This is a genomic window from Sulfitobacter sp. M05 (genome assembly GCF_029285175.1).
GTDB lineage: Bacteria > Pseudomonadota > Alphaproteobacteria > Rhodobacterales > Rhodobacteraceae > Sulfitobacter.
This window is the reverse complement of record NZ_JABEDH010000001.1, coordinates 129010-152035: the sequence shown is the minus strand read 5'-3', so window position 1 is coordinate 152035 and position 23026 is coordinate 129010. Positions and strand designations below refer to the sequence as shown.

At 57.8% G+C, this 23026-nt stretch carries 21 protein-coding genes; 12 read left to right on the top strand and 9 right to left on the bottom strand.

The window, feature by feature from the left end; all coding sequences use genetic code 11:
• Positions 1 to 258: 258 nt before the first annotated feature.
• From HKX44_RS00755 to HKX44_RS00705, 11 genes are all read left to right on the top strand, one after another.
• A complete protein-coding gene (locus HKX44_RS00755) occupies positions 259 to 1500 on the top strand; it encodes an AAA family ATPase (RefSeq protein WP_276149394.1) in 1242 nt (413 codons plus the stop codon).
• 20 nt (positions 1501 to 1520) lie between these two features.
• On the top strand, positions 1521 to 2954 hold the full coding sequence (locus HKX44_RS00750; RefSeq protein WP_276149393.1) for a CpaF family protein: 1434 nt from the start codon (positions 1521 to 1523) through the stop codon (positions 2952 to 2954).
• Positions 2955 to 3021: 67 nt separating this feature from the next.
• On the top strand, positions 3022 to 3984 hold the full coding sequence (locus tag HKX44_RS00745) for a type II secretion system F family protein (protein WP_276149392.1): 963 nt from the start codon (positions 3022 to 3024) through the stop codon (positions 3982 to 3984).
• Positions 3985 to 4001: 17 nt separating this feature from the next.
• The gene (locus tag HKX44_RS00740; protein WP_276149391.1) at positions 4002 to 4985 is read left to right on the top strand and encodes a type II secretion system F family protein; all 984 of its coding nucleotides are present in this window, start codon (positions 4002 to 4004) and stop codon (positions 4983 to 4985) included.
• Positions 4986 to 5035: 50 nt separating this feature from the next.
• Positions 5036 to 5563, top strand: coding sequence for a tetratricopeptide repeat protein (locus HKX44_RS00735; protein ID WP_276150771.1), 528 nt, complete (start codon positions 5036 to 5038; stop codon positions 5561 to 5563).
• Between the two features lie 49 nt (positions 5564 to 5612).
• Positions 5613 to 6464 (top strand): tetratricopeptide repeat protein, encoded by an 852-nt coding sequence (locus tag HKX44_RS00730; RefSeq protein ID WP_276149390.1) that lies wholly within the window; start codon positions 5613 to 5615, stop codon positions 6462 to 6464.
• A gap of 4 nt (positions 6465 to 6468) precedes the next feature.
• Positions 6469 to 6963, top strand: a complete 495-nt coding sequence (locus HKX44_RS00725; RefSeq protein ID WP_276149389.1) for a prepilin peptidase — start codon at positions 6469 to 6471, stop codon at positions 6961 to 6963.
• 110 nt (positions 6964 to 7073) lie between these two features.
• Positions 7074 to 8381, top strand: coding sequence for an ATPase (locus tag HKX44_RS00720; protein ID WP_276149388.1), 1308 nt, complete (start codon positions 7074 to 7076; stop codon positions 8379 to 8381).
• A gap of 114 nt (positions 8382 to 8495) precedes the next feature.
• Positions 8496 to 10934, top strand: a complete 2439-nt coding sequence (locus tag HKX44_RS00715; protein WP_276149387.1) for a ligase-associated DNA damage response DEXH box helicase — start codon at positions 8496 to 8498, stop codon at positions 10932 to 10934.
• Entirely contained in the window at positions 10931 to 11602 is a 672-nt protein-coding gene (gene pdeM / locus HKX44_RS00710) for a ligase-associated DNA damage response endonuclease PdeM (RefSeq protein WP_276149386.1), read from the top strand. The genes HKX44_RS00715 and pdeM overlap by 4 nt, the downstream gene beginning before the upstream one ends.
• Positions 11599 to 12018, top strand: coding sequence for a PaaI family thioesterase (locus tag HKX44_RS00705; RefSeq protein WP_276149385.1), 420 nt, complete (start codon positions 11599 to 11601; stop codon positions 12016 to 12018). Before pdeM ends, HKX44_RS00705 begins: the two co-directional genes overlap by 4 nt.
• 127 nt (positions 12019 to 12145) lie before the next feature.
• Here the strand turns inward: HKX44_RS00705 and HKX44_RS00700 are convergent, their stop codons facing one another.
• On the bottom strand, positions 12146 to 12901 hold the full coding sequence (locus tag HKX44_RS00700; RefSeq protein ID WP_276149384.1) for a LytTR family DNA-binding domain-containing protein: 756 nt from the start codon (positions 12899 to 12901) through the stop codon (positions 12146 to 12148).
• Positions 12902 to 12995: 94 nt separating this feature from the next.
• On the opposite strand from HKX44_RS00700, the gene HKX44_RS00695 reads away from it, so the two are divergent.
• Complete coding sequence (locus tag HKX44_RS00695; protein ID WP_276149383.1) at positions 12996 to 13394, top strand: DUF2306 domain-containing protein; 399 nt, start codon at positions 12996 to 12998, stop codon at positions 13392 to 13394.
• Here HKX44_RS00695 and folD read toward each other — a convergent pair.
• The 8 genes from folD to tolB form a co-directional block, all read right to left on the bottom strand.
• Positions 13383 to 14285, bottom strand: coding sequence for a bifunctional methylenetetrahydrofolate dehydrogenase/methenyltetrahydrofolate cyclohydrolase FolD (folD, locus tag HKX44_RS00690; protein WP_276149382.1), 903 nt, complete (start codon positions 14283 to 14285; stop codon positions 13383 to 13385). The genes HKX44_RS00695 and folD overlap by 12 nt on opposite strands.
• A 70-nt stretch (positions 14286 to 14355) precedes the next feature.
• Complete coding sequence (locus HKX44_RS00685; protein WP_276149381.1) at positions 14356 to 16032, bottom strand: formate--tetrahydrofolate ligase; 1677 nt, start codon at positions 16030 to 16032, stop codon at positions 14356 to 14358.
• 145 nt (positions 16033 to 16177) lie between these two features.
• A complete protein-coding gene (locus tag HKX44_RS00680) occupies positions 16178 to 16759 on the bottom strand; it encodes an MOSC domain-containing protein (RefSeq protein WP_276149380.1) in 582 nt (193 codons plus the stop codon).
• Positions 16760 to 16869: 110 nt separating this feature from the next.
• Positions 16870 to 18792, bottom strand: a complete 1923-nt coding sequence (ftsH, locus tag HKX44_RS00675) for an ATP-dependent zinc metalloprotease FtsH (RefSeq protein ID WP_276149379.1) — start codon at positions 18790 to 18792, stop codon at positions 16870 to 16872.
• Between the two features lie 102 nt (positions 18793 to 18894).
• Complete coding sequence (gene tilS / locus HKX44_RS00670) at positions 18895 to 20151, bottom strand: tRNA lysidine(34) synthetase TilS (RefSeq protein WP_276149378.1); 1257 nt, start codon at positions 20149 to 20151, stop codon at positions 18895 to 18897.
• A 3-nt stretch (positions 20152 to 20154) separates the two neighbouring features.
• Positions 20155 to 20982 carry a tol-pal system protein YbgF gene (gene ybgF, locus HKX44_RS00665; protein WP_276149377.1) on the bottom strand — a complete coding sequence of 276 codons (828 nt, stop codon included), beginning with the start codon at positions 20980 to 20982 and terminating at the stop codon, positions 20155 to 20157.
• A 42-nt stretch (positions 20983 to 21024) separates the two neighbouring features.
• Positions 21025 to 21549, bottom strand: coding sequence for a peptidoglycan-associated lipoprotein Pal (gene pal / locus HKX44_RS00660; protein WP_276149376.1), 525 nt, complete (start codon positions 21547 to 21549; stop codon positions 21025 to 21027).
• Positions 21550 to 21632: 83 nt separating this feature from the next.
• Positions 21633 to 22970, bottom strand: coding sequence for a Tol-Pal system beta propeller repeat protein TolB (gene tolB / locus HKX44_RS00655; RefSeq protein ID WP_276149375.1), 1338 nt, complete (start codon positions 22968 to 22970; stop codon positions 21633 to 21635).
• Between the last annotated feature and the right edge of the window lie 56 nt (positions 22971 to 23026).

The window sequence follows — 23026 nt, the reverse complement described above, 5'->3', positions numbered from 1 at the left end:
GACGGTCCTGCCCCTATTCGGGGTGGGGCAACTCTGATCCCACCACACCAATCTCGGACCGCTGGCAGGATCGTTTCAAGATACCCAACAATCGAAACTTTTTGGCCCCAATCCTGCCCCAGTTGGCTGCGATATCTCGCCCCATAGGACAATTGTGTCTGCGCAAAATGCCAGACATGGGCGACCGCGAGGGGTGAATCTGTGCATCAGATACAGCGTACACCTCTGCCGAGCCCTTGCGAGCAAAGGATGTAAGCCATGAGCAGTGTTATGCCACAACCCCAGACAGCGCCGATTGTGGCCTGTACCGTCAGCCGTGACGTACAGAACTTTGATCTGCTGATCGAGGACATGGAAGACGCGCTGGGTGAAACCTGGGGTGATCTGGGCTTTGCCGAAGCTCTCGCATTTTTCGGCCAGCCCGAAGCCGAACAGATGGAGTTTATTGCACTGGCAATGGACGAAACCGATGAAGAGAACCTTGTGCTGATGAGCGAAATCATCACACAGGCCAAATCCCGCGATATCAAGGTGATCCTGATCGCCGAAGACATGACCCCTGCTGCGCTGCATTCTCTGTTGCGCAAAGGGGCGGATGAATTTGTGCCCTATCCCCTGCCAGAAGGCGAACTAGCGCAGGCCATCGAACGGGTGAGCAAAAAGGCGGATGCACCCACCGCTGCCGAAACGCCCAATGGACCAACGCTTAAGGCTGGTGCGCGCAAAGACGGGGCCTTGATTGTGGTTCATGGTCTTGCCGGCGGTACCGGTGCAACCACCACGGCGGTCAACCTCGCCTGGGAACTGGCCAATGTAGAAAAGAAAAACCCGCCGTCGGTCTGCCTGCTGGATCTGGATCTGCAATTCGGCTCAGTAGCCACCTTCCTCGACTTGCCCCGTCGCGAAGTTGTTTATGAAATGCTCTCGGAAACTGACCTCCTGGACGAGGAAATCTTCGGGCAAGCCTTATTGACATATGAAGACCGGTTGCAGGTTTTGACCGCGCCGACAGATATGCTGCCACTTGATCTGATCACCTCCGAAGATGTCACCCGCATTCTCGACATCGCCCGCAATCAATTCGATTATGTGGTGGTCGACATGCCATCGACACTTGTTCAATGGTCCGAAGCCGTTCTGAACATGTCACACATCTATTTTGCAATGCTGGAACTCGACATGCGCTGTGCGCAAAACACGCTGCGGTTCAAACGCGCGTTGCAATCCGAAGAGCTGCCGATTGAAAAGCTGCGCTATGTTTTGAACCGCGCCCCAAAATTCACCGACCTGAACGCCAAGGGGCGTGTCAAACGCATGGCGGAATCTCTGTCGATTTCAATTGATGTGCAACTGCCCGATGGCGGCAAGCCGATCACGCAGGCCAACGACCACGGTATGCCACTGGCCGCCTCTGCCCCCAAGAGCCCCCTGCGCAAAGAACTGATGAAGCTGGCCGCCTCAATCCATGATCTGAAGAACGATCAGGCCGAAGCCGCTTAAACCTGACGGAAAGAACCAAAATGTTTTCCAAGTACAAAAAGCCCAGTGCAAAGACTGCCACACCGCAGCCAGCCGAGATTATTGACAATGTCACGTCGATAGAGGCCCCAAAGGCGACCCGGTCCATGCGCAAGGCCTTGGCCCCCGCCGCGGCGGCCCCGGTTGATAAAGAGGTCAAGCGCAAGCAGCGCATGTCCGATATTAAGCTGGAATTGCACCGCGCGCTTTTGGATAACCTGAACCTGTCTGCCCTTGAACACGCAAGCGAAGCGGATCTGCGACAGGAAATCAACGAGATTGCAGTCGAAGTCCTGTCGGAAAAAAGCATCGTACTGAACCGCGAAGACAGGATGACGCTCAACTCCGAACTCTATGACGAGGTAACCGGCCTCGGCCCGCTTGAAACCTTGCTGAAAGACGAGACCGTCAACGATATTTTGGTGAATGGTCCGCAACAGATCTTTGTGGAGCGCGACGGCAAACTTGAGCTGACCGACATCACATTCAAAGACGAACGTCACCTGCTGCGAATCATCGACAAGATCGTATCGGCGGTGGGACGTCGTGTGGATGAAAGTAACCCCTATGTTGACGCCCGTTTGCAGGATGGCTCGCGTTTCAACGCCATGGTGCCACCGGTTGCGGTGGACGGTTCGCTGGTTTCCATTCGTAAGTTCAAAAAGGACAAGCTGGGCATCGACGATCTGGTGAACTTTGGTGCCTTCACCGAAGAGATGGCCGCCTATCTTCAGGCCGCTGTTGCCACACGTCTGAACGTCATCGTGTCCGGCGGTACAGGGTCCGGTAAAACCACCACGCTCAACGCGCTGTCATCCTTCATCGACAATGCCGAACGTATCCTGACGATTGAGGACACCGCGGAACTTCAGCTGCAACAAACCCACGTGGGCCGGATGGAAAGCCGTCCGCCTAACGTTGAGGGCAAGGGCGAGGTTTCCCCACGCGACTGTCTGAAAAACGCCCTGCGTATGCGTCCCGACCGGATCATCGTGGGTGAGACGCGTGGCGAGGAAGTCATCGACATGTTGCAGGCGATGAACACCGGCCATGACGGTTCTATGACCACGATCCACGCCAACTCTGCGCGGGATGGCGTGTCGCGTCTGGAAAACATGATCGCAATGGCGGGGATTGAAATGCCGCTGAAAGCTGTGCGTTCACAGATTTCATCAGCGGTGAACCTGATCGTGCAGGCCTCGCGCCTTCAGGACGGTTCGCGACGTATGACATCCATCACCGAAATCACCGGCATGGAAGGTGACGTCATATCGATGCAGGAAATCTTCCGGTACCAGCGCGTCGGCCTGACACCGGACAATAAGATCATCGGCCATTTCACAGCAACCGGCGTGCGCAGCCACTATGCAGAACGTTTCCGGATGTGGGGCTATGATCTGCCGTCCTCCATTTACGAACCCGTCGCAGCACAATGACAAGCGTACTGCGCCATCGGCGTATTGATCAGAACGATGCGTCACCGGCGCAATAAGGAATAACCCAATGAGTGCAGAACCTATCATTTATGTTTTGATCTTTGTCGGCGTACTGGTGCTGGTCGAAGGCCTGTACCTTGTGGTCTTTGGCAAATCCATCAGCCTGAACAGCCGGGTCAACCGCCGTCTGGAGATGCTGGAAAAAGGCACAGGCCGCGAAGAGGTACTGGAAAAACTCCGCAAGGAGATGGAACAGCACATTAATTCAAAGTCGATCCCGCTCTATTCCCTGCTGTCGGAAAAAGCACAACGCGGGGCAATCGCCTTCAGCCCGCAACAACTGATCATGTTGATGGGCGGACTTGCTGTGGTCGCCTTTCTGGGTCTTACCATCGGGACAGAAACCGAAGTTGCAGTGCGTGCTTTGCTGGCTGTCGGGATCGGGATCGGTGCGGTCTATTTCTGGGTGTCGTCCAAGGCCAACAAGCGCATGGGTATGATCGAAGAACAGCTGCCTGATGCCGTTGAACTGATGGTGCGCTCCCTGCGAGTCGGGCACCCGTTCACCAGCGCGATCTCCATCGTTGCCAAGGAAGTACAAGATCCCCTGGCCTCGGAATTCGGTGTCATCGCGGATGAAGCAGCCTATGGCCGTGACGTCGGCGAGGCGCTCAAGGATATGGCCGAACGTCTGGACATGCAGGATCTACGTTTCCTCGCGGTCGCGGTGACGATCCAGCAGCAATCCGGTGGTAACCTTGCCGAAATCCTTGCTGGTCTGGCCAAAGTGATCCGCGCCCGTTTCCGCCTGTTCCGCCGGGTTAAGGCGATTACCGCCGAGGCCAAATGGTCTGGCAAGTTCCTGTCCGCCTTCCCGATTGTGGCATTGGTTGTGATCAACGTTTCCGACCCGCACTACTATGATCAAGTCATGGACCACCCGATGTTCATTCCGGCGTGCTTCCTTGTCGGCATCTTTTTGTGCGCCAACCTGTTTGTGATGCGCATTCTGACAGACATCAAAGTATAATTGGGGGGATTTTCGATATGCTTACGTCCTTTAACGACCAAATCACCACCCTTTTGGGACCGATGGGGCTGATCATCATCGTTGGCGCTTTGGGGCTCATCCTTGTGGCCCTGACCGTCGTCATGATGGTAAAGCAACCAGAGGACCCGCTGGAAAAGCTGAAACGCGCATCCAACCGTGACTTGCAGGCGGGTAATGGCAAGGCCCAGCTGCGTCAGGCCGACGGTAACCAGCAATTGCAAAAATTCGCCAAGTTTCTCGAACCCGAAGACGTGGCAGAGCTGTCTGCACGCCAGCTTGAGTTACGTCAGGCCGGTTATCAGGGCCGCGATGCGGTCCGCATGTTCTATTTCTCTCAAATGGCACTTGGTTTGCTCGGGTTGCTGGCCGGTGTGATTTACATCAACTTTATGGGCGGCGGTGAAGGTCTGAGTACACAAAAGACGATGATCTATACCATCGGACCAGGCGGCATCGGATACTACCTGCCGAAATACTGGATCACCCGACGCGTCGAAGCCCGCAAGGAAGAGATCACCCGTGGCTTTCCTGATGCGCTTGATATGATGCTGGTCTGTGTTGAAGCAGGTCAATCACTGGACCAATGTATCGTACGCGTAGCGCGGGAACTAAAGGCATCCTACCCTGCGCTATCCGAAGAATTCGATGTTGTGGCCTATGAGATGAAAGCCGGTAAAGACAAGGTCACTGTTTTGAACGACATGGGCGAACGCTGCGGTGTCCAGGACGTATCTTCCTTTGTAACAGTGCTGATACAGTCAGCTGCCTTCGGTACGTCGATCTCTGACGCTCTGCGGGTCTATGCGGGTGAAATGCGCGACAAGCGCGTGATGCGCGCAGAAGAGGCCGCAAACAAGTTGCCAACCAAGATGACACTTGCCACTATGATGTTAACCGTTCCACCCTTGCTGATCATTCTGGTTGGCCCGTCGGTGCATGGCATTACACAACTGGGCAATATGGGAGGACCCGGGCAATAAGACAGCTTTCGTTCGGGCGCTCTGTTTCATGCGCTTTGGCTAGTTTTTGTATCTTCGGATTGGCCGCCTGTTCCCCGGGCGGCTTTTCTGCGGCTGGTGATCAGGTCTATGCACCCGGTGTAAACCAACGCGCCGAAGCACAAGATGGCATCGAGGTGGGCCACCGCCTGATTGCTGCGGGTCAATACGAGCTGGCGATCAAGTCCTTCAACCGCGCGGCCCTTGAGCATGGCCTGGACGTCGAGGTGCTGTCGGGGCTGGGCAGTGCCAATCTCGGGCTGGGCCGTTTGGGACAAGCAGAAAAACTGTTGCGCACTGCGATCAAAAAAGACGCCACACAGCCTGAAGTCTGGAATAATCTGGGTGTTGTCCTGATGGAACGCGGCCAAACCGTCGAAGCGGAACAGATCCTGCGCCGCGCCTATGCCATGGACAATGGCGAAAGTGACGCAATTCGCGACAATTTGCGCTTAGCACTCGCAAAATCTGAAAATCCTGATAGTTTGGATGTTGACAACGATAATTATAAATTGGTGCGAAGAGGCTCAGGCGACTACCTGATCAGTTCGACACTATAACGGTCGTGGCCCCCGCGGCCTTAGGCAGAGCAGTAAAAAGGACGCTAAAATGCGCCACCCTATTCTATTGGCCCTCTGCGTTGCAGGGGTTACCGCAGTTGCAGGCTGTGGTCAAAAAGACGCAAATGCCACCGTCGAACGTGCCTTTCAGGACGTTGACGCGCTGGATGGCAATGATATTTCCGATGTAATGCTGACCGTGGCCGACCCGAACGAGGCGGTCTCCTATTTCCAGCGCGCTACTGCAAACGATCCTGATCGTATTGACCACCAGCGTGGTCTGGCGGCATCACTTGTACGCGCCAAGCGTAACACCGAAGGGTCTGCCGCCTGGAGAAAAGTCACGCAGATGCCAGAGGCCAACGCCGATGACAGCGTTGAACTGGCCGATGCCCTGATCCGCTCGGGGGATTGGGCCAGCGCAGAAAAGGTGCTGGATGGCGTACCGCCCACCCATGAAACCTTTAAACGCTACCGTCTCGAAGCGATCGTCGCCGACAGCAACAAGGAATGGAAGAAAGCGGACAGTTTTTATCAGACTGCTGTGGGCCTGACGACAACCCCCGGTTCGGTAATGAACAACTGGGGCTATTCCAAACTGACCCGCGGTGATTATCCGGCGGCAGAACGGCTGTTCTCGGATGCGATCCGGCAGGACGGCGATTTGTTTACCGCCAAAAACAACCTTGTTCTGGCCCGCGCCGCGCAGCGTGACTATACCCTGCCGGTGATCCCGATGGACCAGTCCGAACGCGCTCAGTTGCTGCACACAATGGCACTCTCTGCGGTGAAGCGTGGGGATGTGGAAACCGGCAAAGGACTGCTGCGCGAAGCCATCGACACCCATCCCCAGCATTTTGAAGCTGCCGTGCGGTCGCTGCGCGCCCTAGAGAACGGTTAGACAGATGGCGGTCGACGCCACAAATGCGCTGTGGTTCCTGCCCTTCGTCCTGCCGATCTGCCTCTATGTGGCATTTACGGACATGGCGCAGATGAAGATTACCAATCAGGCGGTGATTGCCCTGACCTTGGTCTTTGTGATCTTGGGCGTTTTTCTAATGCCGTTTACGGATTATCTTTGGCGTCTTGCTGCGCTGGTCATTGTGCTAGTGGTCGGGATTATCCTGAACGCTGCCGGCGCGCTTGGCGCGGGGGATGCCAAATTCGCCGCTGCCGCAGCGCCGTTCATTGCACTTGGCGATTTATTGTTGCTGATGAACCTGTTCGCCGCCACGCTTCTGGCCGCCATCGTGGCCCATAGAGGTATCAAATATACCCCCCTGCGCCGTCTGGCTCCGGAATGGGCCAGCTGGGAGCAGGGCAAAAAATTCCCCATGGGCCTCGCATTGGGGCCCGCTTTGGCCATCTACCTTATTCTGGGCGCGCGTTATGGCCATTGAACCAAAGGCCAACCCTAAAAATGCCGCAAAGCCGGGGTATTCTCTCGTAAACGTCATCTTCAGCATTTCTCCCGCATACCCCGCGCAAGCCTGATCACCGGAGCCGCACCATGAACATGCAACACAACACCGTCATGGCCCCGCCCCCCCCAAAACGGCTGGAGGAAATGAAACTCCCGCCTGTGATGATGCGCGACATCATTCTCAAGACGATCTTTCGCAAAAATATCGAAATGGTCAGCGAACTGGCTGCGGCTGTCTGCCTGCCGGTGCCGGTCACTCAGGAGCTGGTGGATGCAGCCCGCACTCAACGTCTGCTGGAGGCAACAGGCACCCTGAACGCCAACAACAGCAATGAAATGGGGTACCAGCTGACCGATGCCGGCAAGGCGCGGGCACTGGACGCTTTGGCGCAATCGGAATATTTCGGCCCGATGCCGGTGCCGCTGGATGTCTATGCCGAACAGGTCCGCCGCCAATCCGTGCGCAATATTCAGGTGACCCGTGACCAGTTGACCGGCGCAATGGGCCATCTGGTCCTGCCCGACAGCCTGCTGGACCACCTCGGCCCAGCCGTTTCTGCGGGTCGTTCGATCCTGATGTACGGCCCCCCCGGAAACGGTAAGTCCTCTATCTCCAACGGTATCCGCGACGCTTTAGGGGACAAGATCTATGTGCCCTTTGCAATCGAATATGCGTCCCAGGTGATCACCGTTTTTGACCCGATTGTGCATACCAAAGCGGCGGAAAACGTCGAAGACCCCAATGCCCTGCGGCGGGTGACCCGTTTTGACACACGCTATGTGTGCTGCGAACGTCCTACTGTGATCACGGGCGGTGAACTGACCACCGACATGCTTGATCTGGTCTATAACCCGACCGCCAAAACCTATCAGGCCCCGTTGCAGCTGAAATCAACCGGCGGCATCTTTATCGTCGACGACCTTGGCCGCCAGAAAGAACCGCCCCAAAGCATCGTCAACCGCTGGATCGTCCCCTTGGAAGAAGCCAAAGATATTCTGGCGCTGCAATCGGGCGAAAAATTCGAGGTGCCTTTTGATACCTTGGTGATCTTCTCGACCAACTTTCACCCCAACGAGATTTTTGACCAGGCTGCTCTGCGCCGGATTTTCTTCAAGATCAAAATTGACGGCCCAAATCAGGAAAACTTCCTTCGGATCTTCGCTATGGTTGCCCGTAAGCGCGGGATGCCATTGGACGAGGCCACATTGGTGCATCTGCTCAAGGTCAAATACCCAACCATCGACAACATCTATGCCAACTATCAGCCGATCTTTCTGATCGACCAGATGATTGCGATTTGCGAGTTTGAGGGTATCCCTTATCAGATGTCCCCCGACCTGATAGATCGGGCATGGGCCAATATGTTTGTAAAAGACGAACATATCGTCAAATAGCCCGGCCGATCCCCTCGGTCCGCGCCCGTCCTTCATCTTGCCAATAACCTCCGGGGGAGTCAGCTTTGCTGACGGGGGCTGGCCCCCAAGCCGCACCATGCTATCTAATGATCCATGCAGGTGCTTCCCGAACAATTCCAAGATTGGTTCGCCGCCAAAGGCTGGTCCATCCACCCCCACCAGCAGGACATGCTGTCGCGCGCGGATGCCGCTGCCCTGCTGTTGATAGCGCCAACCGGCGGCGGCAAAACCCTGTCCGGCTTCCTGCCCACGTTGATTGACCTCGCCGAAGGCACACATGAGGGGATGCATACCCTCTATATCTCGCCGCTCAAGGCGCTGGCAGCGGATATCAAACGCAACCTGACCACACCGGTTGCTGAAATGGGCCTGCCGATCACCATTGACGAGCGCACCGGCGACACGCCTCAGTCACGCCGCAAACGCCAACGCGCCGATCCTCCGAATATCTTCCTGACCACCCCCGAAAGCCTTGCCCTACTGACCAGCTATGACGATGCCGCGCGGATGTTTTGCGGCCTGAAACGGGTGGTGATAGACGAAATACATGCCCTGTCTGAATCAAAACGGGGCGATCAGATGATGCTGGCCCTGGCCCGGTTGCAAACCCTATGCCCAAACCTCAAACGGGTTGGGCTTTCGGCCACGGTCGAAGATCCCGCCGCCATCGCCCGTTTTATGGCCCGCCATCCCGATCCCTGCGAAATCCTGCTGGCAGATCCCGGCCCTGCACCCGACATCGGAATGCTGCGCACGCAGGAAGCCCCCCCTTGGGCCGGTGCCGGGGCTGCCTATGCCATCCCCGCGGTGCTGGCGCAGATCAAACAGCACAAAACTACGTTAATCTTTCACAACACCCGTGCGCAGGCCGAGATTTTCTTTCACAACCTCTGGCTCGCCAATGACGAAAGCCTGCCCATCGGCATCCATCACGGCTCGCTTGACCGCGACCAGCGCAGCCGTGTCGAGGCAGCGATGGTGCGTGGTGATCTGCGCGCGATTGTCTGCACCGGCAGCCTTGATCTGGGCATCGACTGGGGCGATGTTGACCTTGTGATCCAGATCGGCGCGCCCAAAAATGTCAAACGACTGGTACAGCGTATCGGGCGGGCAAACCACCGCTATAACGCCCCGTCAAAAGCACTGCTTGTGCCGGCCAACCGGTTCGAAGTGGTCGAATGCATGGCCGCATTGGATGCGGTACTTGCCGGCGACCTTGATGGTGATCCACGCGGCGCAGGACCACGCGACGTCCTGTGCCAGCATATCCTGATCACCGCCTGCGCCGGTCCGTTTGACGCCGATGCGCTTTATGCAGAATTCACCACTGCCGGTGCTTACAGGGACCTCAGCCGCGCCGATTTCGACGCCTGTCTGGCGTTCTGCGCCACTGGCGGATATGCGCTGCGCGCCTATGACCGTTGGCAACGCCTGATGCAGTTGCCCGATGGCCGCTGGCAGTTGCGCGACCCGCGCAGCGCCCGTGATATTCGCATGAATATCGGCACGATTCAGGACACAGACACACTCAAAGTTCGGATGCGCCGCAACCGCGGGGGCAAACCCTTGGGCGAAATCGAAGAAGGATTCTCCGCCACCCTGACACCGGGCGATACCTTTTTGATCGGGGGGCAGATCGTCAAATACGAAGGCCTGCGCGAAATGACCGTCGAGGTCAGCCGCGATGCAGCAAAAAAGCCCAAGATTGCCACCTTTGCCGGCACTAAATTCGCCACCTCGACACAGCTGTCCGCCCGGGTGCAGCAAATGTTCACCCAAGACAGCTGGCCCGGGTTGCCCTGCCACACCGCCGACTGGCTGCGGCTGCAACGCAAGGTCAGTCAACTGCCCCAGCCGGGCCGCCTCTTGGTCGAGAGCTTTCCCCATGACGGACGGGCGCAGACGGTCATCTATGGATTTGCCGGGCGCAACGGAATGCAAACTCTGGGCCTGTTATTGACCAAACGCATGGAGGAGTTGGGCCTGTCGCCGCTTGGCTTTGTGGCCACGGATTACGCCACATTGATCTGGGGGCTTGAGGAGGTTGACGACCCCGCTCCGTTGTTTGATCCGGCCGCACTCTATGACGGGCTGGACACATGGCTGGCCGGCAATGCCGTGATGAAACGAACGTTTCGCGCCTCGGCAACGATTGCCGGCCTGATCCAGCGCAATACCCCGCAGGCGCGTACATCCGGGCGCCAAGCGACCTTTTCCAGTGATATTCTCTATGACACCTTGCAGAAATACGACCCCGATCACCTGATGTTACAGATCACCCGCGAGGAGGCATTGCGTGGGCTGGTCGATTTTGGCCGGATCGAAGAAATGATGAAGCGGGTCGGTGGGCGCATTGATCACCGCCGGCTTTCGCGGGTTTCCCCGCTTGCCGCGCCGCTGTTTCTGGAGATGGGGCGGGTGCCGGTGCAGGGCGAGGCCGAAGAGCGATTGTTGGCAGAAGAAGCGCGCCGGTTGATGTCCACCTCGGGCTTGGCCAATATCGGCCCTGAACTGGCGGAAAGCAAACGATGAACGCACATGACTTCACCCTAGCGGGGGTGCCACTCAAGGCGCTGAACACCGGCGCGCTGTGGTGGCCTGATGAACAGTTGCTTTGTGTCAGCGACCTGCATCTGGGCAAATCCGAACGCATTGCGCGGCGCGGCGGAGTGCCCCTGCCACCTTATGAAACCCGCGACACGCTGACCCGGCTGGCGGCGGATCTGGCCCTGACACATGCCCGCACAGTGATCTGCCTTGGCGACAGTTTTGACGATCTGGGCGCGGCCCTTGCCCTGCCAGAGGACGAGAAACTGTGGATCACCCGTCTTCAGGCCGGGCGGCGCTGGGTCTGGATCGAGGGCAATCATGACCCCGGACCGGTCGATCTGGGCGGCAGCCATCTGGCAGAACTGCCCATCGCCCCCCTGACCTTTCGCCATATCGCCGAAGCCGGTGCCAGCGGCGAAGTTTCGGGCCATTACCACCCCAAAGCCCGCGTTCTACTCGCCGGACGCAGGGTCACGCGACCAGCGTTTGTTTATGACAGTGACCGCCTTATCCTGCCGGCTTACGGGACCTATACTGGCGGGCTCGACACCCGTGACGCGGCCTTTCGCACCCTGATGCGCACCGAGGCCCGCGCCGTGTTGACAGGCAAGACCGCAATCGCCCTTCCCATGCCAAGGACCAGCCAATGACCGATCAAGACCGCGACCGAATTTATCAGAGCTTTGCGGCGCAATCGATGATGCAGACCCTAGGCGCGGAACTGATCACCGTGGAGGACGGGCAGGTGCGCATCGCGGCACCGATCCTGCCCGGCAGCCGCCAGCAACAGGGGTTTGGGCACGCCGGCCTGACCTTCTCCATCGGGGATTCTGCGGCCGGCTATGCGGCATTGACCGTTTTGCCGCGGGGCCAGGAGGTCGTCACCGCAGAGATCAAAATCAACCTGCTGGCCCCGGCCCGCGGTGACCGGCTTATTGCCACCGGGCGCGTGGTGAAGCCCGGCAATCGGCTGTGTGTGGTCACATCCGAAGTACATGCAGAAACCGATGGTGAACTGACCCTGATCGCGATCCTGCAAGGAACGATGGTACCGGTCCCGACCTAAAGCGGGTCAGGCAAAACCCGGAAACCTATAGCGTTTCATATATCATCTGGCCCCCTTGTTCGCGGCCCCTCCCCTTGGTCGAACACGAAAAGGGGCGCATGATGTTTCAAGTGAAACTCGAAAAACTCTAAAAGAGCCCTGCTTCCTGCGCAGCGGCACGGTTGCTGCGGCTGACCGGCACCTCTGCCCCGTCTGACAGGACCAAAAGGTCCCGCCCCTTTTCCCGCCGGTGGGCGGTGACAGCCTCCAGCGCCACCCAATGCGAACGATGCACCTGTAACCCCGCGACATTGGCCAGTTCCTCTACAGCCTCGCTCAGGCGCAGCAGGATCAAGGTGCTGCCACGATCTGTGACGACCTTTAGATAATGATCCTGCGCTTCGATCCGCACCAGAGGTCCGCGTTCGGCCAAAGGCAGACGACGCAGAAAACGGGTTTGAGGGTCTATCTCCATGCCGGCTGTTTCAACGGGCACAGGGCGGGCAAGGTCAATCAGAAAAAACACGCCATGCACAAGCACCGAAACAACCGCGACATAGACCAACAGTTGAAACAGCGAGACCGCATCCTGCCAGCCGGGGAACACCACCGCGTTGATCCCCCAAACCAGACTGCCCAACCCCACCACAAATAGTGACCAAGAAATCAGGTATCTCAGTGCGGTACCAAAGGTCATGCGCGACAACAGGGTGCTGAAACCAACAGAAACGCCGATGACCACCGCCCAATAGGCAGTCCGCGCCCATAGTCCCAAGGCCTCAAGCGTGCCGAAAGGCCCCGCGACGGCACAGATCAACGTGGCCATTCCCCAGATCGCCACAGGGATCATCAGCCCCTGTTTTTCACGAAGCGCGAGTTGCAGCCCGTTCCAAATCTTGCCCATTCACGTAGTCCCTGCGCCGCTTACGTAACATGGGTAGCGGTCTAGCATCCCGTTTTGCAATGCCCAAGAGGCAACAAAAACAGGAGCTTTTCCCGTGAACCTTCGTCCCCTTCTTGACGCCACGCCGGTCATCCAGATTCACACCATACTGGCGGTTCTTGCCATCGCCTTAACCGTCGCAATCTTCTCGATCCGGCGGGGCAGCCCGGCGCACCGTATCCTTGGCTGGGTTTGGGTCTTGTCGATGGGCGGGGTCGCGCTGAGCAGTTTCTGGATTTTCGGCATCCGCCTGATCGGCCCGTTCAGCCCGATCCACCTGCTGTCAGTGTTTGTGCTGGTCCAGCTTTTCATCGCAGTGCGCGCCGCCCGCTCTGGTCAGGTGCAACGCCATCGCGGCATCATGCGGGGCATGGTTTTCGGGGCATTGATCGGGGCCGGAGCATTTACGTTTCTCCCCGGCCGCACGATGTATCAGGTGTTTCTAGGCGGTTAGGCCTTCGGGCTCTGCCAGCCCGTTCGCACGGCAACAGGCCGTGATGGTATTGGCCAGCAGACAGGCGATGGTCATCGGGCCAACGCCTCCCGGCACGGGGGTGATGGCACCGGCACGTTCAGCACAGCTTTCGAAATGAACGTCGCCTACCAACTTGGTCTTGCCTTCACCTTTTTCAGGCGCGTCCAAACGGTTAATGCCTACATCGATGACAGTTGCGCCTTCTTTGATCCAGTCACCCGGCACCATTTCAGGACGCCCGACCGCGGCGACAACGATATCGGCGCGGCGAACTACATCTGCGAGGTCTTTGGTGCGGCTATGCGCAATCGTCACGGTTGCGCTGTCGTTCAACAGCAGTTGCGCCATCGGTTTGCCAACGATGTTGGAACGGCCAATGACCACAGCATCCATGCCAGAGATAGACCCATGGTGATCGCGCAACATCATCAAACAGCCCAACGGTGTGCAGGGTACCATGGATTTCTGACCGGTCCCCAACAGCCCAACGTTAGAGATGTGAAACCCGTCCACATCCTTGGCCGGCGAGATCGAATTGATGATCAGGTCTTCGTTCAGATGATCCGGCAGGGGCAACTGCACCAGAATGCCATGAATTTCCGGATCATTGTTCAGATCGTCAATAACCTTAAGAAGGTCCGCCTCCGAGGTATCGGCATCCAACTTATGCTCGACTGACTTCATCCCGACCTCAACGGTCATCTTGCCCTTGGAACGGACATAGACCTGTGAAGCCGGGTCTTCGCCCACCAGGACAACCGCAAGGCCCGGTGTGATGCCGTGATCGGCTTTTAGGCGGGTTACATGGTCGCCAACCTGCGCACGGACCCGCGCGGCGAATTCTTTACCGTCGATAATCTTTGCAGTCATTTTTCTTCCTTCCGGTGGGTTGCACCCACCCTACGCGTGTTTTGTAGGGTGGGTGTAACCGACGCAGGGTTTAGAACAAGCCTTCGACTTCACCCGCATCATTCAAACCGATGCTCTCGGCGGATGGCACGCGGGGCAGACCGGGCATGGTCATGATCTCGCCGCAGATGGCGACGACGAAGCCGGCACCAGCAGACAGGCGCACTTCGCGCACCGGAATGTCGAAACCGGTTGGCGCACCGCGCTCGTTCGGATCGGTGGTAAAGCTGTACTGCGTCTTTGCCATACAGACAGGCAGGTTGCCGTACCCCTGATCTTCCCATTCTTTCAGCTGGTTCAGAATTTTCTGATCCATCTGGGCGCTATCCGCACGGTAGATCTTGGTGGCAATGGTATTGATCTTGTCAGACAGTGACATGTCATCGGGATAGATCGGGGCAAAATTGCTCTCGTTCTTCTCAATGGTTTCAACCACTTTTGTGGCCAGATCCGCTGAGCCTTCAGACCCCAACTCCCAGTGACGCGACAGAACCGCCTCGGCACCTTGGGTGGCCACGTAATCCTTCACCGCCTGCACTTCTGCATCTGTGTCGGTGACAAAATGGTTGATCGCGACGACAACCGGCACGCCGAAGGATTTCATGTTCTCAATGTGACGGCCAAGGTTGGCACAGCCGCTGTTCACGGCCTCTACATTTTCGCCGCCCAGATCGGCCTTGGCGACACCACCATTCATCTTCATCGCACGCACCGTGGCCACAACCACAACCGCAGAAGGCGCAAGGCCCGCTTTGCGACATTTGATGTTCAGGAATTTTTCCGCGCCCAGATCGGCACCAAAGCCCGCTTCGGTCACAACGTAGTCAGCCAGTTTCAGTGCTGTTGTCGTGGCGATAACAGAGTTACAGCCGTGTGCGATGTTGGCGAATGGGCCACCGTGGACAAACGCCGGGTTGTTTTCCAGTGTCTGTACGATGTTGGGCTGCATCGCATCCTTGAGCAACACAGTCATTGCGCCATGCGCTTTGATGTCACGCGCAAAGACCGGTGTTTTATCACGACGGTACGCGACGATCATCGCGCCAAGGCGCTCTTGCAGATCGGCAAGGTCTTTTGCCAGACAGAGGATCGCCATCACCTCAGAGGCAACGGTGATGTCAAAGCCTGCTTCACGTGGGAAACCATTGGCCACACCGCCGAGCGACGCGGTGATCTGGCGCAGGGCCCGGTCATTCATGTCGACCACACGACGCCAGACAACGCGGCGGGTGTCGATTTCAAGGGCATTGCCCCAATAGATATGGTTGTCGATCATCGCGGACAACAGGGAGTGCGCGGAAGTGATGGCGTGAAAGTCACCTGTGAAGTGCAGGTTCATTTCTTCCATCGGCACGATCTGCGCATAGCCGCCACCAGCGGCACCACCCTTCATGCCAAAGTTTGGTCCAAGGGAGGCTTCGCGAATACACACAGCAGCTTTCTTGCCGATGCGGTTCAAACCGTCACCCAAACCAACAGTTGTCGTGGTCTTGCCTTCGCCCGCTGGGGTCGGGTTGATCGCGGTAACAAGGATCAGCTTGCCGTCAGCGCGGTCCTGAACCGAGTTGATGAAAGACTGGCTGACCTTGGCCTTGTCGTGGCCATAAGGCAGCAGATCGTCGTTGCTGATGCCCAGCTTTGCGCCAATCTCCTGGATCGGACGTTTCGTCGCTTCCCGCGCGATTTGGATGTCGGTTTTGTAAGCCATTTAAGAATCCCCTCCTGCCCTAAGGCGCTGTTCTTGTGTTTGTCATACCGCGCGCCCCCCTCAAAGTGAGGTCGCATTTCCGACATTTCCATCACCCGACGCGTCAGAGTGCCGCAGAAGCGTTTCGTTTCGGAAACCACTTCCTCTAAATGTGCTTCCAGCTGCGTTGGCCCGGGATGTGCAGCCGCAGGGCATCGCCAACCCTCAGCAATCCTTCTCGCTCCACCCAACCACACACCCCGCGCCGGTCTTTGGCTGCGGCCCTGAATCCCTTACCATGCCCCGGTGCCTCTTTTTCAATTTCGCGGGCCGGAAAATTGCAGGGAGCATTCTGCATATCCACAACAATCGTGGCACCATTGGCAGCCTGAAGCCGTGAATTGGGCGGGACATGGGTAAAGTCGTCAATCCCTTCGACAACGATTGACGCGCCCAGCAAGACAGGATTCAGCGTGGCGACGCCGATCACCTCCGCAATGGCGGCCAGCTCCTCGGCGGACACAATCGAAAACTGTCGTACGTTGCGAATTTCGGTGCCTTCCGGATGTTGTGATTTGACCCGCACACAGGACGAACGGGTCAGGCCGGCATGAAAATCACCATCGAAACCGGCATAGCTGGCAAAGGCTTCCTCTATCGCTTGTGACCTGATGTCAGGGCGGTCCTGCGGGACCTTGCCCATCCAGACAATTTTGGCATGGTGATCGGTGGGGACCAGTTCAGGCATCGGGAATCTCCTTGGGTTGGGGCCAAGATGATCAGGCCGCATCAAAAAGAAAAGGCCCCGCAGGTGCAGGGCCTTATGATATTTTGTGATCCCCGGAAAACCGGAAACGATCAGGTAGAGGGTTCCGGCTCAAGCCCGCCATCTGCTGGTGGTGTCTTCTTGGCTTTGCCCTTTGCCTTGGGGATGGCCGTCAGGCTGGGCTTATCACCCTTGTCGCTGTCGTCATCGTCATTCTCAGCAATTGGTGGCAAGCCGTCCATCACCCGTTGGATTTCGCCACCGGTGAGGGTTTCATACTCCAAAAGGCCCTGCGCCAGACGCTCGAACTTTTCTTCGTTTTCCTTGATCAGCTTAGTCGCCCACTCATATCCGTCCTGAATGAACTTCTGCACTTCCTTCTCAACCAGTTCCTTAGTGCTGGCCGATACAGAAAAGCCGCCGGTGCTGCCCTGATACCCTTGCGCCGCTTCGGAATAGTCGATGTTGCCAACCTTGTCGGACATGCCCCACTGCAGGACCATGGCACGCGCCAGCGCCGAGGCTTGCTGGATGTCGCCCGCAGGCCCGTTGGAGACGGCTTCTTCGCCATATTTATGGATTTCCGCCGCCTTGCCAGCCATGGTCATGGCCAGACGCTGGTGGCATTCGTCCTTGAACATGTTGAGACGGTCCATTTCCGGCAGGCTCATCACCATGCCCAATGCACCACCACGCGGAATGATCGTGGCCTTATAAACCGGATCACATTTCGGCAGCAGCATCCCGATCAGCGCATGGCCGGCTTCGTGATAGGCGGTCATTTCCTTTTGCGCGGCGGTCATCACCATTGAGCGGCGCTCGGCCCCCATCATGATCTTGTCCTTGGCGGATTCAAAATCAATCATCGTGACAAAACGACGGCCCAAACGGGCAGCCCCAAGTGCCGCCTCGTTCACAAGGTTCGCCAAATCCGCCCCCGAAAAGCCCGGTGTACCCCGCGCGATAATGCGCAGATCAACATCAGGACCAAGTGGGGTCTTGCGCGCATGGACGCCAAGGATTTTTTCGCGGCCCTTGATGTCAGGGTTGCCGACCGTGACCTGACGGTCAAAGCGACCGGGGCGCAACAGCGCCGGGTCCAGCACGTCTTTACGGTTGGTGGCCGCGATGATGATCACACCTTCATTGGCCTCAAAACCGTCCATCTCGACCAGCAGCTGGTTCAGCGTCTGTTCGCGCTCGTCATTGCCACCGCCATATCCGGCACCACGCGATCGACCCACAGCGTCGATTTCGTCGATGAACACAATACAGGGTGCATTTTTCTTGGCCTGCTCGAACATGTCGCGCACGCGAGAGGCACCAACGCCGACAAACATTTCAACAAAGTCAGAACCTGAGATGGTGAAGAACGGCACGCCGGCCTCGCCGGCAATGGCACGGGCCAACAGGGTTTTACCGGTCCCGGGAGGGCCCTCAAGCAAGGCCCCCTTGGGGATCTTACCACCCAAACGGCTGAACTTCTGCGGGTTGCGCAGGAACTCGACGATTTCCTCAAGTTCTTCTTTTGCTTCGTCAATGCCGGCGACATCGTCAAAGGTCACGCGCCCGTGTTTCTCGGTCAGCATCTTGGCCTTGGATTTACCAAAGCCCATGGCCCCGCCTTTGCCGCCACCCTGCATCCGGTTCATGAAGAAAATCCAGACACCAATCAGCAAGACAATCGGCAACAGAGACATCAGAAATGTCTGAAAGCCGGACTGTTGCTGTGGCCGTGCCTGCACCGGAACATTGTTCTCGATCAACAGCGTGGTCACCTCGGCGTCACCGGGTTTGATCACGACATATTCCGCGCCGTCTGTCTTGCGAAAGCGCACCTGCTCGCCATCCAGCGTCGCATTGCGAATCTCGCCACCCTCAACGGCGCTGACAAATTCGGAATAGCTGACCTCATTGCTTTGCAGATTGCCGTTCGACCCGCTGAACAGGTTGAAAAGCGCCAAGACGAGCAGCATCAAAACCACCCAAAACGCTAGATTGCGAACATTTCCCAAGGGAGTTCTCCTAAATACTTTTGGCCCGCGCTACTTTGCAGGCCGTTTGGCGCACATAACGTACGCTGCTTACCCTATAAGATAGACTGGATACAGTCAGGTTCAATGCGATAATAGAGTTGCGAAAAAGGTATCTTGCTCTTCGGACAGCTTGGCCTGCCAATTCTGCTGAAAGCCGGCCAATGGTGCCGCCACAAGAACATCCCCGCGCCAGACAGCCGGTGTTGACCTTAAAACAACATGCGGACGTCCGGAACTGCGCCAGTCGTTGCACTGCTCAAGCCCCGCAAGGCCCAGTGGCTTGACCCGCAAATCATGGTGGTCGTGGCCTGCGTCATCGTGCAACAGCCGCCAACGCCCATCCCAGAGTTCATCGACCCCCACATTGGCGTCCCGCACGCCATTGAATTCGCGAAAGACCCAGATCTGGGAAGCAATACGCCTGATGTGGCACCCGTTCAAAGTGGTTGCCTGGCCGTTGGACAGGGCCGCCATGACATTTGAAACGCCGCCACGACGCGGTGCGTAATAGCGGCCATTGACCCAGTTAATGGCCTTGATCAAAAGCCGTCGTCGCACCTCTTCGGGTTCCAGCTTAAAGCTTGCCTCGTTCAGAAGAACCGCCCCCGCATCCAACGAAACCATATGTTTCGCCGCCAGAAAGGTTTGCCAATCAAGCGCTTTGCGCGCTGTGTTCATGTTCTCGGCGACCTCGCCCAGAACCTCAGCACCAATGCCCAACGGTGCCAAAACCTCCAGCGCGTTGCGGGCTTTGATCCGGTCATACCGGGCATCATCATTGCTGGGATCGTCCAACCATCCGATACCACGGCCACTTAGGTAGTTGCGCAGTACCTTACGGCGGGCTTGCAACAAGGGCCGCACCCAGATGATCCCCTCGCGCAGGGTGCGCCGGCTGATTGCTGACAAACCGTCCACGCCCGAGCGCCGCGCCAGACGCATCAGAACCGTTTCGGCCTGATCATCCGCCGTATGCCCCGTGGCGATGGTATCAATGCCACAGCCCTGCGCCCATGCGGCCATCTTTTGATAGCGGGCATGGCGCGCAGCCCCTTGCAGGTTGCCCTCGCCGCGCCATTCATTCCAGACAAGTGTATCATGGGGCACGTTGATCCGGGCGCAGACCTCAGCCACATGGGCCGCCTCTGCCCCAGATTCAGAACGCAAACAGTGATCTATCGTGACGGCCTGCAAGCGGATTTGCCTTTTGATGCAAAATTCATGCAACAGGTGCAGCAGCGCCATTGAATCGCTGCCCCCTGACACCGCAACGCCCATTGCCTTGGGCGGATGGGGCAGAAGCGCCCCTGCAAGATAGATGGGCAGTTTTTCCGGCATGGCCTATCCGCAACCGATGTTTCGGCGTTGATCCTGAGCTTTTGCAACAGCTGCGCTGTCCGGGAACCTGACCTGCACCTCTTTTAGCGTGACACAGGCCTCTTGGGTTTGCCCTAAGACGCCCAACGTTCGGCCCAGTTCAAACAGAGCTTGCGGGGCCATGGGCCCCTGTGGATCCGTGCTGAAACTGGCCAGATAGGATCGTGCCGCCTCACGGGTATCGCCCAGTTTGTCCAATGCATCCCCGCGACGCAGATCAGCTTCGGCGGCTAGCGGACCACCCGGGTAGGTCTGATTGAAGGTCTCAAAGAAGTCAGCGGCGGCACGAAAGTCACCGGATGCGAGCGCCTCCTGCGCCCGCTTGAAGTCTGCCTCTTCCCCAACCGCCAAAGAGGCGGTTTGGGTTGGCGTAGATGGTGCAGTCAGAGGGGCGGCAGTGGCGGTCTGTCCCGCGCCGCCCAATGTTGTTGTTTCGCCAAGGGTCGAGATATCGCCGCCCTCCAGCTCGACAAGCCGGAACTCCAGATCACCGATCCGCGTCGTGCCATCTGCCACAATCCGGTTAATCCGATTTTCCAACTCTTCGGTCTTGGCCGTCAGGCGTTGCAGTTCGCTTTCCATCGTGCCGACACGTTCCAACACAGAACTGCCGCCTGTGTTCACCCCGCCGCTGCCTGAGGTCGACAGTTCGCGGCGCAATTTTTGTACCTCTGTATAGAGAATTGTCAGCTCCTGACGCACATCCGCCAGTGTCTGGTCATCCTGCGCCACAAGCATCACCGGGGAAAACAACAGCCCCAAGGCCAGCGTCGCCGTCAAATGCAGTTTCATCGCTTGAGTGTCCTTCGATTGGTTCCGACCGAGGTGGTCGGCTTAGCTGATCAGCCCGCCAGCCAGAACGGTTACCGCACGGCGGTTTTTCGCGTAACATGCCTCGTTCGAGCAAACCTCGATCGGGCGTTCCTTGCCATAGCTGACCACACGCAACCGCGCGGCTGGCACACCTTTGGACAGCAGATACTCCTGCGCGGCATTGGCACGGCGCGCACCAAGGGCAAGGTTGTATTCCCGGGTGCCCTGTTCGTCTGCATGGCCCTCGATGACCGCCTGATAGTCGCTATTACTCAGCAACCAGTTGGCCTGTCCATCCAGTGTTGCACGCCCCGCGGCGGTTAGGGAAGACTGGTCCACTTCAAACAATACGCGATCCCCGACGGTCTGCTGGAAAAATGCCGTTGATGTCGGATCATTGGCGCTGCCCGGAATGACGCCACCATTGTTACCCGCGTTGATGCCGGTGTCGACCCCCGCTCCATCAGAGCCAAAGCGGTTCGGATTGGTACAAGCTCCTACGGAAAGAGCTGCAATCAGCAGGCCGCTGGTCAGAAGTTTTTTCATGGTATCTCTGCCTCGTATTTTATGATTTTTGCGTAACATATTTTCAGTGACGAGGGAATTCCCTCGTTGCCTCGGCGTCCAGTCTAGTCTTGCAGCGGCGACCACGATGGGTCTGACCCGCCAGACGGCGTGCTGACAGGGCGCAGGTTACGACCCGAAATATCCACCGAATACAACGTTGACGATCCGCCCGCCCCTTGGGTTTCACGGGCAAACATGATCACGCGGCCGTTGGGAGCCCATGTCGGCCCCTCATCCAGAAACGAGGCGGTCAAGAGGCGCTCTTGGGTGCCATCCAGCCGCATCACACCGATGTGAAAACGGCCCTTGTTCTGTTTGGTAAAGGCCACCAGATCACCGCGTGGCGACCAGACCGGCGTGCCGTAACGCCCTTCCCCAAAAGAGATACGCTGTGCCTCGCCGCCTGTGGCTGGCATGACATAGAGCTGTTGTGTCCCGGAACGGTCACTTTCAAAAACGATCCGGCTGCCGTCAGGGGAATAGCTGGGCGCAGTTTCAATCGCTGGCGTATTGGTCAGCCGCTGTGAGCGCCCCGAGGCAATATCCATGGTGTAGATGTCGGTATTGCCGCCCTGCGTCAGGGAGAACACCACCGTTTCGCCCGAGGGCGAGAACCGCGGCGCAAAACTCATGGTGCCGTCAGCGCTTTCCAGAACGCGGCGCTGCACTGATCCGATATCCAGTACATAGATACGCGGAAATCCGCTTTCGTAACTGGTGTAAAGCACCCGATCACCGGATGGCGAGAACCGCGGGGCCAAAACAATTGATCCGGAATCGGTCAGATACTGCACATTGGCACCGTCATAATCCATGATCGCCAAGCGCTTCTTGCGGTTGTCCTTGGGGCCGGTCTCGGAAACATAAACCACCCGGCTATCGAAATAGGGCCCCTCGCCGGTGATCCGTGCATAGACCGCGTCGGACACTTTATGCGCCATCCGCCGCCAGCCCTCGACTGTGCCGGAAAACTGCAACCCGCTGCCAAGCTCTGCACCCGAGAACACATCATAGAGACGGAACTTCACATTCAACGTGTTGCCCTGCACGCTCACGGCACCGGTAACCAGCGCCTGCGCATTGATGGCTTTCCAGTCGGCAAACAGTACCGAAGCGTCAAAATTCCCAATCGACGAGATATAGGCCGATGCCGGAATTTCGCGAAACAACCCGGTGCCGGTCAAATCCGCCGCTACAACACGGGCGATATCCCCCGCCAGCTGGCCCGCCTCGGGGGTCTCGGCCTGAAACGGAGGCACAGCAACCGGCAGGGGTTCGATGATCGCTTCGTCAATGACAATGCGCAACGGCTCTTGCGCCTGCGCTGGTGACGGGAACGCCCCCGCCCCTGCAAGGGTCACGCCCAATGCTGCCGAAATGCTCAAAAACAAGTGCTTCATTGGATCTGCATCCTTTCTAATTTGGACCGGGCCTCGGGGGATAACCCACCCCGACT

Coding starts and splice junctions, on each gene's coding strand:
- tilS (WP_276149378.1), bottom strand. CDS start 20,151: ATGCCGGAAAAACTGCCCATCTATCTTGCAGGGGCGCTTCTGCCCCAT.
- folD (WP_276149382.1), bottom strand. CDS start 14,285: ATGACTGCAAAGATTATCGACGGTAAAGAATTCGCCGCGCGGGTCCGT.
- HKX44_RS00715 (WP_276149387.1), top strand. CDS start 8,496: ATGCAGGTGCTTCCCGAACAATTCCAAGATTGGTTCGCCGCCAAAGGC.
- tolB (WP_276149375.1), bottom strand. CDS start 22,970: ATGAAGCACTTGTTTTTGAGCATTTCGGCAGCATTGGGCGTGACCCTT.
- HKX44_RS00720 (WP_276149388.1), top strand. CDS start 7,074: ATGAACATGCAACACAACACCGTCATGGCCCCGCCCCCCCCAAAACGG.
- HKX44_RS00685 (WP_276149381.1), bottom strand. CDS start 16,032: ATGGCTTACAAAACCGACATCCAAATCGCGCGGGAAGCGACGAAACGT.
- HKX44_RS00700 (WP_276149384.1), bottom strand. CDS start 12,901: ATGGGCAAGATTTGGAACGGGCTGCAACTCGCGCTTCGTGAAAAACAG.
- pdeM (WP_276149386.1), top strand. CDS start 10,931: ATGAACGCACATGACTTCACCCTAGCGGGGGTGCCACTCAAGGCGCTG.
- HKX44_RS00745 (WP_276149392.1), top strand. CDS start 3,022: ATGAGTGCAGAACCTATCATTTATGTTTTGATCTTTGTCGGCGTACTG.
- HKX44_RS00730 (WP_276149390.1), top strand. CDS start 5,613: ATGCGCCACCCTATTCTATTGGCCCTCTGCGTTGCAGGGGTTACCGCA.
- HKX44_RS00705 (WP_276149385.1), top strand. CDS start 11,599: ATGACCGATCAAGACCGCGACCGAATTTATCAGAGCTTTGCGGCGCAA.
- HKX44_RS00725 (WP_276149389.1), top strand. CDS start 6,469: ATGGCGGTCGACGCCACAAATGCGCTGTGGTTCCTGCCCTTCGTCCTG.
- pal (WP_276149376.1), bottom strand. CDS start 21,549: ATGAAAAAACTTCTGACCAGCGGCCTGCTGATTGCAGCTCTTTCCGTA.
- HKX44_RS00755 (WP_276149394.1), top strand. CDS start 259: ATGAGCAGTGTTATGCCACAACCCCAGACAGCGCCGATTGTGGCCTGT.
- HKX44_RS00750 (WP_276149393.1), top strand. CDS start 1,521: ATGTTTTCCAAGTACAAAAAGCCCAGTGCAAAGACTGCCACACCGCAG.
- ybgF (WP_276149377.1), bottom strand. CDS start 20,982: ATGAAACTGCATTTGACGGCGACGCTGGCCTTGGGGCTGTTGTTTTCC.
- HKX44_RS00680 (WP_276149380.1), bottom strand. CDS start 16,759: ATGCCTGAACTGGTCCCCACCGATCACCATGCCAAAATTGTCTGGATG.
- HKX44_RS00740 (WP_276149391.1), top strand. CDS start 4,002: ATGCTTACGTCCTTTAACGACCAAATCACCACCCTTTTGGGACCGATG.